Origin of the sequence: Streptomyces sp. MBT53, assembly GCF_016654115.1 — a bacterium.
Classification (GTDB): Bacteria; Actinomycetota; Actinomycetes; order Streptomycetales; family Streptomycetaceae; genus Streptomyces.
In genome coordinates this window covers 1-11712 of sequence record NZ_JAEQAZ010000236.1, presented here as the reverse complement: position 1 = coordinate 11712, position 11712 = coordinate 1, and the positions used below count along the sequence as shown (strand labels likewise).

11 protein-coding genes are annotated in these 11712 nt (G+C 70.0%); 4 read left to right on the top strand and 7 right to left on the bottom strand.

Annotated elements, in window-relative coordinates; genetic code table 11:
- Window positions 1-799: DUF5954 family protein (locus JHN45_RS45380; RefSeq protein WP_236584813.1), on the bottom strand; the 799-nt coding region annotated here is incomplete at its 3' end.
- Between the two features lie 165 nt (window positions 800-964).
- On the opposite strand from JHN45_RS45380, the gene JHN45_RS45375 reads away from it, so the two are divergent.
- Entirely contained in the window at window positions 965-1627 is a 663-nt protein-coding gene (locus tag JHN45_RS45375; RefSeq protein WP_201055273.1) for an NUDIX domain-containing protein, read from the top strand.
- Between the two features lie 87 nt (window positions 1628-1714).
- Window positions 1715-2713, top strand: coding sequence for an aldo/keto reductase (locus JHN45_RS45370; protein WP_200714289.1), 999 nt, complete (start codon window positions 1715-1717; stop codon window positions 2711-2713).
- On the opposite strand, the gene JHN45_RS45365 is transcribed toward JHN45_RS45370, so the two are convergent.
- The 6 genes from JHN45_RS45365 to iolC are packed head-to-tail and all read right to left on the bottom strand — an operon-like array spanning window position 2703 to window position 9719.
- Window positions 2703-3488 carry a GntR family transcriptional regulator gene (locus JHN45_RS45365; protein WP_307783379.1) on the bottom strand — a complete coding sequence of 262 codons (786 nt, stop codon included), beginning with the start codon at window positions 3486-3488 and terminating at the stop codon, window positions 2703-2705. The two genes, JHN45_RS45370 and JHN45_RS45365, sit on opposite strands and share 11 nt — an antisense overlap.
- Before the next feature lie 33 nt (window positions 3489-3521).
- Window positions 3522-5015, bottom strand: coding sequence for a CoA-acylating methylmalonate-semialdehyde dehydrogenase (locus tag JHN45_RS45360; protein ID WP_201055272.1), 1494 nt, complete (start codon window positions 5013-5015; stop codon window positions 3522-3524).
- A 29-nt stretch (window positions 5016-5044) separates the two neighbouring features.
- The gene (gene iolD / locus JHN45_RS45355; RefSeq protein ID WP_201055271.1) at window positions 5045-6922 is read right to left on the bottom strand and encodes a 3D-(3,5/4)-trihydroxycyclohexane-1,2-dione acylhydrolase (decyclizing); all 1878 of its coding nucleotides are present in this window, start codon (window positions 6920-6922) and stop codon (window positions 5045-5047) included.
- On the bottom strand, window positions 6922-7818 hold the full coding sequence (iolB, locus tag JHN45_RS45350) for a 5-deoxy-glucuronate isomerase (protein WP_200714292.1): 897 nt from the start codon (window positions 7816-7818) through the stop codon (window positions 6922-6924). Before iolB ends, iolD begins: the two co-directional genes overlap by 1 nt.
- A 14-nt stretch (window positions 7819-7832) precedes the next feature.
- On the bottom strand, window positions 7833-8711 hold the full coding sequence (locus tag JHN45_RS45345) for a deoxyribose-phosphate aldolase (RefSeq protein ID WP_200714293.1): 879 nt from the start codon (window positions 8709-8711) through the stop codon (window positions 7833-7835).
- 39 nt (window positions 8712-8750) lie between these two features.
- Window positions 8751-9719: a 5-dehydro-2-deoxygluconokinase gene (gene iolC, locus JHN45_RS45340; protein ID WP_200714294.1), complete on the bottom strand. Its 969-nt coding sequence runs from the start codon at window positions 9717-9719 to the stop codon at window positions 8751-8753.
- A gap of 289 nt (window positions 9720-10008) precedes the next feature.
- On the opposite strand from iolC, the gene JHN45_RS45335 reads away from it, so the two are divergent.
- Together JHN45_RS45335 and JHN45_RS45330 are read left to right on the top strand one after the other, a co-directional pair.
- A complete protein-coding gene (locus JHN45_RS45335) occupies window positions 10009-11028 on the top strand; it encodes a sugar ABC transporter substrate-binding protein (protein WP_200714295.1) in 1020 nt (339 codons plus the stop codon).
- Window positions 11028-11712: ABC transporter permease (locus JHN45_RS45330; RefSeq protein WP_374195683.1), on the top strand; the 685-nt coding region annotated here is incomplete at its 3' end. The genes JHN45_RS45335 and JHN45_RS45330, both read left to right, overlap by 1 nt.

Sequence of the window (11712 nt, the reverse complement as noted above, 5' to 3'; positions counted from 1 at the left end):
AACCCGAAAAGGTCAGTAACTGCTCCATGGCCGGCGCCATCACCCGCAGATAGGTGGTGAGCGTGTCCCGCGCCCCCTGCGGGCTCGGGTTCGTCATCTGCGTCGGCTGCCAGCCGCCGTCCACGTGCTCCGCCGCGGTGAACTCGGCGGGCAGCAGCACACCCCCCGGATGTGTCTTCAGGGCGCGCACCGAGTCCTTGCGCACGGGGGCGGGAGCCGTCCCCGGGGCGCGGACCAGCGACAGCAGTTCCATCCGCAGGATGCCCTCGGACATGCCCGTCGCGGTGAACGGGTCGATCACGAACCCCGTGGTGCGGCTGGGGAGTTCATGACCGTGCCCGACCTTCGCCGGGTCGGGGTCGGACGGCCGGGGAGGCTCAGGGCCGGTGGGTCCCATCCGGATGAACTGGTCGGCCCGCACGACCCGGAACCGGCGGTCGAGCACCGTCAGCTCGTCCACCTTCTCCCAGTCCAGCCGCTCCGCCCCGCGCAGCCACTCCTGCTGGGTCGCCGGGTCGCCCGAGTCGAGGGCTTCCCGCGCGCGTTGCCGGAAGGTCATCGCCAGGGTGTCGCGGGAGCCCTGCGGGGCCATGTTGCCGAACCGGGAGAGGACCCGCCAGCCGCCGGAGTCCAGCTCCTCGGCCACTCCGAACACCGGGCCGCCGCCGGCCAGGACGTTCGGGTAGGCCTCGCGGGCCCGCCACGCCTCCACGTCCGCGAGGGCGGCTGCCGGGGCGTCCTGCAGCGCTTCCATCCTGATCACCCGGTACCCGGGAACCTGATCACCGTGCTCAGACATGCTCCCAGCATGCCCAGCGGAAGGGACGGCAGGCGACGAATCAACACAACCGGCACATCGGTTGGGCCTGCGGCTCACCGGTTTCGGCCACGCGTTCCACACGCCGGGGTGATAGACGTCGGGCATGAACAACTCGATCGTCTCCTCCTCTCCGGCCGGTACCCGATGACCGCGGGCGCCGACACCCCCGACCGCCGGGGCCGCACCGGCCTGGACCGCACCGGCCTCGACCTGACCGGCAACCCCCGGGTCAGGGTCCGCGACGTGACACTGCTCTCCAGCCACTGGTACGTCGAGCGCACCACCACCTTCGACTTCCGGCACGCCGACGGAACCTGGACCACCCAGGAGCGCGAGACCCACGACCGCGGCAACGGCGCGACCCTGCTCCTGTACGACGCCGAACGCGAAATGGTCCTGCTCACCCGCCAGTTCCGCTTCCCCGTGTACGTCAACGGCCACCCCGACGGCATGCTCGTCGAGACCCCGGGCGGCCTCCTCGACGACGAGGACGAGCACCCGGAGGAGGCCGTACGGCGCGAGGTGGTGGAGGAGACCGGACACACCGTCGGCGAGGTGGAGCACGTCTTCGACGTCTACATGAGCCCCGGCTCGGTCACCGAACGCATCGGCTTCTACGCCGCCTCCTACGGCCCCTCGACCCGCACCCACGAGGGCGGCGGCCTCCAGGAGGAGGGCGAGGACATCGAGATCCTCGAACTCCCCTTCCGCAGCGCCCTGGAGATGATCAGGACCGGCGAGATCGCCGACGCCAAGACCATCATGCTGCTCCAATGGGCGGCGCTGGACGGGCCGTTCGCCAAGTAGCCGCCAGGAAGCTTGACTTGGAGTGCGCTTCAAGCGCCAGACTCCCGTTCGTGCCCGGAGAACCGGGTGCGAACGGGAGGGATCATCATGAAGTACCGCACCATCGGCACCGATCCGGCCCACCGCCGCGAGGTGAGCGTGCTCGCGCTCGGCGCGATGCTGTTCGGCTCCCGCACCGACGAGGCGACCTCCTTCGCCGTGCTCGACCGCTATGTCGAGGCCGGCGGGAACTTCATCGACACGTCCGACAACTACGCGTTCTGGACCGACGGCAGCCAGGGCGGCCAGAGCGAGAAGCTGCTCGGCCGCTGGCGGCGCAGCCGCGGCATCGGCGACGAGATCGTGATCGCGACCAAGCTGGGCGCCCGTCCGCTGGCCCCCGGCACGAGTTACACCGACAACCCGGAGGGCCTGTCCGCGAAGGTCATCCGGGAGTCCGCCGAGCGGAGCCGCGAACGCCTCGGCGTGGACAAACTCGATCTGCTCTACGCCCACATCGAGGACCAGAGCGTTCCGTTGCAGGAAACAGTCGAAGGATTCGCCGAGTTGGTCGCCGAGGGCACCGTAGGCCTCCTCGGCGTCAGCAACCACGCGGCCTGGCGGGTGGAACGGTCCCGCGCGCTCGCCGCCGCGGCCGGACTGCCGGGATACGAGGTGCTCCAGTACCAGCACAGCTATCTGCGCCCCCGGACCGACGTACCGTCAGAACTCTTCCCCGACGGCAGCCTCGGCAGCGCGGGCCCGGACCTGCTCGGCTATCTGCGCGCCGAGCCCGCCCTCACCCTGGTCGCCTACTCACCCCTGCTGGCCGGCGCCTACACCCGGCAGGACAAGCCCCTGCCCGCCGACTACGACCACCCGGGCACCTCCGCCCGCCTCACCGCGCTGCGGGAGGTGGCGAAGGAGACCGGAGCGAGCGTCAACCAGGTAGTGCTCGCCTGGCAGTTGGGCGGGCCGCTGCCGATCGTCCCGCTCGCGGGGGCCTCGTCGGTGGCCCAGCTGGAGGAGAACCTCGCGGCCGTGGACCTGGAGCTGACGGCGGAGCAGCGCGCACGCCTGGACTCCGCCGTCCAGGTCAGGGCCTGACCAGCAACTGGAAGTCGAACGCGTACCGGGACGCCCGGTAGATGTGCGTCCCGTACTCGACCGGCCGCCCCGTGTCGTCGTACGCCGTGCGCTGCATCGTGAGCAGCGCCGCGTTCTCCTTCTCGTCGAGCCGGGCGGCCTCCTCGGGGGTGGCCGAGCGGGCGCCTATCGTCTGGCGGGCACTGTGCAGGGTGATGCCTGCGGTGCGCAGCATCCGGTACAGGCCCGTCGACTCCAGCCGGGCGGTGTCGAGTTCGAGCAGATTGGCCGGAAGGTAGTTGCACAGGAACGCCACCGGCTGACCGTGCGTGGAGCGCAGCCGCTCCAGGAGCGTGACCTCGCTGCCCTCCGCGACCCCGAGGGCCGCCGCGACATCCGCGGTCGCGGGCACGCCCTCGTTGCGCAGCACCTCCGTGGTCGGCCCCTGCCCGGCCGACTCCAGGTCGTCGTAGAGGCTGCTGAGTTCCAGCGGTCTCTTGACCTGGCTGTGCACCACCTGCGTGCCGACCCCCCGCCGCCGGACCAACAACCCCTTGTCCACAAGAGATTGGATGGCCTGGCGGACGGTGGGGCGGGACAGGCCGAGGCGGACCGACAGGTCGATCTCGTTGCCCAGGAGGTTGCCCGGCGCGAGGGTCCCGTGCTCGATCGCCGCCTCCAGCTGCTGCGCGAGCTGGTAGTACAGCGGCACCGGACTGTTGCGGTCCAGGGCGAAATGCAGGCCGTCGAGCGGGGATCCGGTCACGGCACGCGAGTAGCCACCGGTCTTCGCCACAGAGGGCACCTCCTCACAAAGGGTGACGGGTCGTCAGGAGTTGCTGGGGAAACCGAGGTTGATGCCACCGTCGGCCGGGTCCGGCCAGCGGGTGGTGATCACCTTGCCCTGGGTGTAGAAGGCGATGCCGTCGTTGCCGTAGATGTGGAGGTCTCCGAAGAGGGAGTCCTTCCAGCCGCCGAAGGAGTGGTAGCCGACGGGCACCGGGATCGGCACGTTCACGCCGACCATGCCCGCCTTGACCTCCATCTGGAAGCGGCGGGCGGCGCCGCCGTCCCGGGTGAAGATCGCGGTGCCGTTGCCCCAACGGGAGCTGTTGATCAGGGTGATGGCCTCGTCGTAGGACTCGGCGCGGACGACGACCAGGACCGGTCCAAAGATCTCGTCCTTGTACGCGTCCGCCGTCAGCGGCACCTTGTCGAGGAGGGAGACGCCGAGGAAGAAGCCGTCCTCGTGGCCCTCGACCGAGAAGCCGGTGCCGTCGACGACGACCTCGGCGCCCTGTGCGGCGGCCGAAGCGACGTAGGAGGCGACCTTGTCGCGGTGCTCGCGGGTGATGAGCGGGCCCATCTCGCTGGCCGGGTCGTTGCCGGGACCGATGCGCAGGTTGCCGGCGCGCTCGGCGATCTTGCTCACCAGCTCGTCGCCGGTGTCGCCGACCGCGACCACGACGGAGACGGCCATGCAGCGCTCGCCGGCCGAGCCGTAGGCCGCGTTGATCGCCTGGTCGGCCGCGAAGTCCAGGTCCGCGTCGGGGAGGACCAGCATGTGGTTCTTGGCACCGCCGAGGGCCTGCACGCGCTTGCCGTGCTCAACCGCCTTGAGCTGGATGTACTTTGCGATCGGCGTCGAGCCGACGAAGGAGACGGCCTCGATGTCCGGGTGCTCCAGGATGCGGTCGACGGCCACCTTGTCGCCCTGCACGACGTTCAGCACGCCCTGCGGCAGGCCCGCCTCGGAGGCGAGTTCGGCCAGCCGGAAGGACGCCGACGGGTCCTTCTCGCTGGGCTTCAGGATGAAGGTGTTGCCGGTCGCGACGGCGAGCGGGAACATCCACATCGGCACCATGGCCGGGAAGTTGAAGGGCGTGATGCCCGCAACGACGCCCAGGGGCTGGCGAATCGAGGCGACGTCCACGCGGGTCGAGACCTGGGTGGACAGCTCGCCCTTCAGCTGCACGCTGATGCCGCAGGCGAGTTCGACGATCTCCATGCCGCGCGCGACCTCGCCGAGCGCGTCCGAGTGGACCTTGCCGTGCTCGGCGGTGATCAGTTCGGCGATCTCGTCGCGGTGCGCGTCCAGCAGCTCGCGGTACTTGAACAGGATCGCGGTGCGCTTGGCGAGCGAGGAGGTGCCCCAGCTCTCGAACGCGGCCTTCGCGGAGGCGACGGCGGCGTCCACCTCGTCGACGGTCGCGAAGCCGACCTGCTTCTCCTGCGCGCCGGTCGCCGGGTTGTAGACGGGACCGAAGCGGCCGGACGTGCTCTCGACGGGCTTGCCGTCGATCCAGTGGGTGATCGTCTTCATGGTGCAAGTGCCTTTCGGGGGAGGGGCGTTCAGAGGTGGCGGCGACGGTCGACGACCTGGCGGTCGTACTCCTGGCGGGCCTGTACGGCCGATGCGCGCGAGGCGGTCTCGGCGACCGGTACGTCCCACCAGGCCTCGGCCGGGGGAGCGGTCGGGGTGGCGATGTCGGTCTCGACGTAGACGCAGGTCGGCCGGTCGGAGGCGCGGGCCGTGGCCAGTGCCTCGCGCAGTTCGCGCACGGTCTTGGGGCGCAGGACGTCCATGCCGAGGCTGGCCGCGTTGGCGGCGAGGTCGACCGGGAGCGGGTCGCCGGAGAAGGTGCCGTCGGCGGCCCGGTAGCGGTAGGCGGTGCCGAAGCGCTCGCCGCCGACCGACTCGGAGAGGCCGCCGATGGAGGCGTACCCGTGGTTCTGGATCAGCACCAGGTTGACCGGCAGGCCCTCCTGGACGGCCGTGACGATCTCGGTCGGCATCATCAGGTAGGTGCCGTCGCCGACCAGCGACCACACGGCGACGTCGGGCGCGGCCTGCTGGACACCGATGCCGGCCGGGATCTCGTAGCCCATGCAGGAGTAGCCGTATTCGAGGTGGTACTGGCGCGGCGAGCGCGCCCGCCACAGCTTGTGCAGGTCGCCGGGGAGCGAGCCGGCCGCGTTGATCACCACGTCGTCGTCGCCGACAACTGCGTCGAGGGCGCCGAGGAGTTGGGTCTGCGTCGGTACGGCGTTCTCGTCCGGGGCGGTGAACGCGATGTCGACCACCCGCTCCCAACTCTCCTTGCCCGCGCGGTACTCGGCCTCGTAGGCGGGGTCCACGCGGTGGCCTTCGAGGCTCGAAGTCAGCGCTTCCAGACCGGACTTCGCGTCGGCGACCAGCGTGCTCGCGGCCAGCTTGTGGGCGTCGAACGCGGTGATGTTGAGGTTGACGAAGCGGACGACCGGGTTCTGGAAGAGCGTGTTGGAGGCCGTCGTGAAGTCGGTGTAGCGGGTGCCGACGCCGATGATCAGGTCGGCGGCGCGCGCGATGTCGTCGCTGACCGCGGTACCGGTGTGGCCGATGCCGCCCAGGTCGGCCGGGTGGTCGTGACGCAGCGAGCCCTTGCCCGCCTGGGTGGAGGCCACCGGGATGCCGGTGGCGTCCACCAGGGCCTTCAACGCCTCCTCGGCGCGGCTGTGGTGGATGCCGCCGCCCGCGACGATCAGCGGGCGCTCGGCGGACCGGATCGCCTCGACGGCCTCGGCCAGCTCGAAGGCGTCCGGCGCGGGCCGCCGTACGTGCCACACGCGGTCGGCGAAGAACTCCTCCGGCCAGTCGTACGCCTCGGCCTGGACGTCCTGCGGGAGAGCCAGAGTCACCGCTCCGGTCTCCACCGGGTCGGCCAGGACGCGCATCGCGTTCAGGGCGGCCGGGATGAGGGCCTCGGGGCGGGTGATCCGGTCGAAGTAGCGGGAGACCGGGCGCAGCGTGTCGTTGACCGAGAGGTCGGCCTCGACCGGGTGCTCCAGCTGCTGGAGCAGCGGGTCGGCGGCGCGGGTCGCGAAGTAGTCGCCGGGGAGCAGCAGCACCGGCAGGCGGTTGATCGTGGCGAGCGCGGCGCCCGTGACCAGGTTGGTGGCGCCCGGTCCGATCGAGGTCGTGACGGCCTGCGCGGAGAGCCGGTCGAGCTGGCGGGCGTAACCGACTGCCGCGTGCACCATGGCCTGTTCGTTGCGGCCCTGGTGGAACGGCATCGTGTCCTCGCCGGCCTCCAGCAGCGCCTGGCCGAGTCCGGCAACGTTGCCATGACCGAAGATGCCCCAGGTGCCGGCGATCAACCGGTGCGGTACGCCGTCGCGTTCGGTGTACTGGACCGACAGGAACTGCACCAGGGCCTGGGCGACGGTCAGGCGGCGGGTTGGGGTGGTCATCAGGACTTCTCCGGTGCCGTGTAGAGGGGGAGGCGGGGGTCGACGGGCTGCTCGGGCCACGTGCCGCGGACCCAGGCGTGATCGGGGTGGTCGCAGATCAGCCACGAACGGTCCTCCTCGGGACCCGCCATGACGTTGAGGTAGTACATGTGGTGGCCGGGCACCGCCATCGAGGGCCCGTGCCAGCCGTCCGGGATCAACACGACGTCTCCGCCCCGGACTTCGGCCAGGACGTCCGTGTTGCGGCCCTGTCCTGACGGCGAGACGCGCTGGTAGCCGAGACCGGGTGTGCCCTCGTGGTCGGCGAACTCGAAGTAGTAGACCTCCTCGAGGACGGACTCCTCACCGGGCCGGTGCTCGTCGTGCTTGTGCGGCGGGAAGGAGGACCAGTTCCCGCCGGGCGTGATCACCTCTACGGCGATGAGCTTGTCGCACTCGAAGACGCCGGCCGCGCCGAAGTTGTTGACCTGGCGGCTGCTGTTGCCGGTGCCGCGCAGTTCCACCGGCACCGACGAGGCCGGGCCGTAGCGGGCGGGCAGCCGGCGGTCGCAGCGGGCGCCGGTCAGCGCGAAGCGGCCACCGCCGGCCGACGAGATCGTCGTACGGGAATCCCTCGGGACGTACGCGAAGTCGCTCACGGAGGTGAACACGCTCTCGCGGCCGTGGAGTTCGAAGGTGTCGTGGCCGAAGTCGTCGGCGGCCGAGACCGTGCAGCCGCCGCTGAGCGGGAGGACGATCCACTCGCTGTCGTCGGTGTCGAAGGTGTGCGTGCCGCCCGGGGGCAGCTCCAGGACCCGCAGGCTGGAGTAGCCCCAGGCCGCGGACTCGGGGGTGACGTCCACGACGTAGGGGCCGCCGAGGGCCTTGCCCGCGGGAAGGTGGTACGCGCTCGTCATCGTGTGCCTCCGGTTCACAACAGACCTACGGCGGTGTCCACCGCCGCTTCGACGCCGCCGTCGGCGGGGTACAGCAGGGAGCGGCCCACGACCAGACCCTGGACGGTGGGCAGCCGCAGCGCCTTGCGCCACTTCTCGTACGCGCCCTCCTGGTCGTCGCCGACCTCGCCGCCGAGCAGCACGGCCGGCAGCGTCGAGGTCTCCATGACCTCGGCCATGTCGTCCGGGTCGGCCGTGACGGGCAGCTTCAGCCAGGTGTAGGCCGAAGTGCCGCCCAGGCCCGAGGAGATGGCGATCGAGCGGGTCACGGCCTCCGCGGACAGGTCGTTGCGGACCGTGCCGTCGACCCGGCGGGAGATGAACGGCTCGACGAACAGCGGCAGTCGGCGTGCCGCCATGTCGTCTATCGCGCGGGCCGTCGACTCCAGGGTGGTCAGCGAGCCCGGGTCGTCGTAGTCGATGCGCAGCAGCAGCTTGCCCGCGTCGAAGCGGAGCCGCTCGATGTCCTCGGCGCGGTGGCCGGTGAACCGGTCGTCCATCTCGAACGCGGCGCCGGACAGCCCGCCGCGGTTCATCGAGCCCATCACGACCTTGCCGTCCAGGACCCCGAGGAGCAGCAGGTCCTCCAGTATGTCGGCGGTGGCGAGCACCCCGTCGACACCCGGCCGGGACAGCGCGACACAGAGGCGTTCCAGCAGGTCGGCGCGGTTCGCCATGGCCGTACGGCGGTCACCGACGCCGAGCGCGCCGCGCGCCGGGTGGTCGGCGGCCACGATCATCAGACGACCGCTGTCGCCGAGCAGCGGGCGCCGCACCCGGCGGGCCGCCGCCTCGGCGATCGCCTCGGGATGGCGGGCTCTGACCGTGACCAGGTCGGGGATGCTGATGCTCAAGAGAAGCTCCGTTCAGGGATGGCTCGGGCGGTCACGGGGTCAGGCGTCCACATGCGCGCCGGCGAGCAGGTCCTCGACCTCGGACTCGGTGGGCATCGCGGTGGAGCAGGCGAGACGGGAGGCGACGAGGGCGCCGGCCGCGTTGGCGTACCGCATGATTTTCGCCAGCTCCCAGCCGGACAGCAGTCCGTGGCACAGCGAGCCGCCGAACGCGTCGCCCGCGCCGAGACCGTTGAGCACCTCGACCGGGACCGGCGGCACCTCGGCGGTCGTGCCGTCGCGGTGCACGGCCAGCACACCCTTGGGGCCCTGCTTGACGACGGCCAGCTCCACGCCCGCCTCCAGCAGCGCCTCGGCGCAGGCGCGGGGCTCGCGGAGGCCGGTGGCGATCTCGCACTCGTCGAGGTTGCCCACCGCGACCGTCGTGTGCCGCAGGGCCTCCGCGTAGTACGGGCGGGCCTCCTCGGGGTCCTTCCAGAACATCGGGCGCCAGTCCAGGTCGAAGACCGTGGTGCCCGCCTTGTCGCGCGCCTTGAGGGCGGCCAGCGTGGCGGAGCGGCTCGGCTCCTCGCTGAGGCCGGTGCCGGTGATCCAGAAGACCCGGGCCTCGCGGATCGCGAAGTAGTCCAGCTCGTCGGTGCGGATCTCCAGGTCGGGGGCCTTGGGCTGCCGGTAGAAGTACAGCGGGAAGTCGTCCGGCGGGAAGATCTCGCAGAACGTGACCGGGGTGGGCCGGCCGGCGACCGGGGTGACCCAGCGGTCGTCCACCCCGAAGTCCTTGAGGGCCTCGTGCAGGTAGGTGCCGAAGGGGTCGTCGCCGGTGCGGGTGATCACCGCGGTGTTCCGGCCGAGCCGGGCGGCGGCCACGGCCACGTTGCTCGCCGAACCTCCGAGGAACTTCCCGAAGGTCTCCACCTGCGCCAGCGGCACGCCGGACTGCAACGGGTAGAGATCGACCCCGATACGACCCATGGTGATGAGATCGAAGGGCTGGGCTGACTCGGCCATGCGCGGCACTCCTCTGAGCTACTGGGGGGTGGGCGGGTCCCGAGGGCCTGCCGACTCCCAGGTGTAGGACTCGGAGGGGTCACCTGTCAATAGTTTGTACTTACATTCGGACCTGCTTGTGAAATGATGTCTTAACAAAGTATTGACAGCGGGCGCGACCGGGGATTGGATTCCGTCCCAGCGCAACAGCCGTGTTTCACGGCTACGACCCGGGGCTGCACAGGCCCCGAGCCCTGATCTCTGAGATCATTGCTCCCTTTCCCCTGAAGCACAGTGAGGTGCAGGAAAGATGGACCGTTCTTCCCACTCCCGTACGCGCAGAATGGCCCCCTTCGTGGCGGTCGCCGCGGCAGCGGCACTGACCCTCGCCGGCTGCTCCAGCAGCTCGGGCGGCAAGAAGTCCACGGAGGACACCTCCGGCGCCTCCGCGGGCAAGGCCAGCACTCCCCGTATGACGGTCGCCCTGGTCACGCACCAGGCGCCCGGGGACACGTTCTGGGACATCGTCCGCAAGGGCGCCCAGGCCGCCGCCGACAAGGACAACATCAAGCTCATCTACTCGGCCGACCCGAACGCGGGCAACCAGTCGAACCTGGTGCAGAACGCGATCGACCAGAAGGTCGACGGCATCGCGGTCACCCTCGCCAAGCCCGACGCCCTCAAGGACGTCATCGGCAAGGCGAAGACGGCGAACATACCGGTCGTCGGCCTCAACTCCGGTCTCAGCGACTGGAAGAAGCTCGGACTGCTGGAGTTCTTCGGCCAGGACGAGACGGTCGCCGGCGAGGCGCTCGGCAACAGGCTGAACACGGAAGGCGCCAAGAAGGTCGTCTGTGTCATCCAGGAGCAGGGCAACATCGGTCTGACCCAGCGCTGCGACGGCGTGAAGAAGACCTTCAGCGGCACCACCGAGGTCCTCAACGTCAACGGCACGGACATGCCGTCGGTGAAGTCGACGATCACGGCCAAGCTCACCCAGGACAAGGCCATCGACTACGTGGTCACGCTGGGCGCCCCGTTCGCCCTGACCGCCGTGCAGTCCCTGTCCGACGCGGGCAGCAAGGCGAAGGTCGCCACCTTCGACCTCAACAGCACCCTGACGGACGCCATCAAGAAGGGCACCGTCCAGTTCGCGGTCGACCAGCAGCCGTACCTCCAGGGCTACTTGGCGGTCGACTCCCTGTGGCTCTACAAGACGAACGGCAACTACAGCGGCGGCGGTGAGCAGCCCGTACTGACCGGCCCGGCCTTCGTCGACAAGACCAACGTCGCAGCCGTCGCCAAGTACGCCGCCAACGGAACCCGGTGATGAGCATGACCCAGCACGCCGAGCCGGCGGTGACCTCACCGCCGGCCCCCGGCCCCAAGCCCACCGACGGCCGGACCGCGGAACGCCCGCTGGCCATCCGGCTGTTGGCCCGCCCCGAGGTCGGAGTCTTCCTCGGCGCGGCAGCGGTGTACGTGTTCTTCCTGATCGCCGCCCCTCCGGTACGGGACGGCGCCTCGATGGCGAACATTCTCTACAGTTCGTCGACCATCGGGATCATGGCGCTGCCGGTGGCGCTGCTGATGATCGGCGGGGAGTTCGACCTCTCCGCCGGTGTCGCGGTCATCACCTCCGCGCTGACCGCGAGCATGCTCAGCTACCAGCTGACCATGAACGTGTGGGTCGGTGTGATCGTCGCGCTGATGGTGTCGCTGGGGATCGGTTTCCTCAACGGCTGGATGGTCGTCAAGACCGGCCTGCCGAGCTTCCTGGTCACCCTGGGCAGCTTCCTGATCCTGCAGGGCGTCAACCTCGCGGTGACGAAGCTGGTCACCGGCAACGTCGCCACCGACGACATCAGCAACATGGACGGCTTCGGCCAGGCCAAGAAGGTCTTCGCGTCCTCGTTCGACGTCGGCGGCGTCAACGTCAAGATCACCATCATCTACTGGCTGGTGTTCGCGGCGATCGCCACCTGGGTGTTGTTGCGCACGAAGTACGGCAACT

What these genes read in the sequence shown, in the direction of transcription:
- JHN45_RS45370 (WP_200714289.1), top strand. Translation starts at nt 1,715, where the DNA reads ATGAAGTACCGCACCATCGGCACCGATCCGGCCCACCGCCGCGAGGTG.
- iolD (WP_201055271.1), bottom strand. Translation starts at nt 6,922, where the DNA reads ATGACCACCCCAACCCGCCGCCTGACCGTCGCCCAGGCCCTGGTGCAG.
- iolB (WP_200714292.1), bottom strand. Translation starts at nt 7,818, where the DNA reads ATGACGAGCGCGTACCACCTTCCCGCGGGCAAGGCCCTCGGCGGCCCC.
- JHN45_RS45375 (WP_201055273.1), top strand. Translation starts at nt 965, where the DNA reads ATGACCGCGGGCGCCGACACCCCCGACCGCCGGGGCCGCACCGGCCTG.
- JHN45_RS45360 (WP_201055272.1), bottom strand. Translation starts at nt 5,015, where the DNA reads ATGAAGACGATCACCCACTGGATCGACGGCAAGCCCGTCGAGAGCACG.
- iolC (WP_200714294.1), bottom strand. Translation starts at nt 9,719, where the DNA reads ATGGCCGAGTCAGCCCAGCCCTTCGATCTCATCACCATGGGTCGTATC.
- JHN45_RS45335 (WP_200714295.1), top strand. Translation starts at nt 10,009, where the DNA reads ATGGACCGTTCTTCCCACTCCCGTACGCGCAGAATGGCCCCCTTCGTG.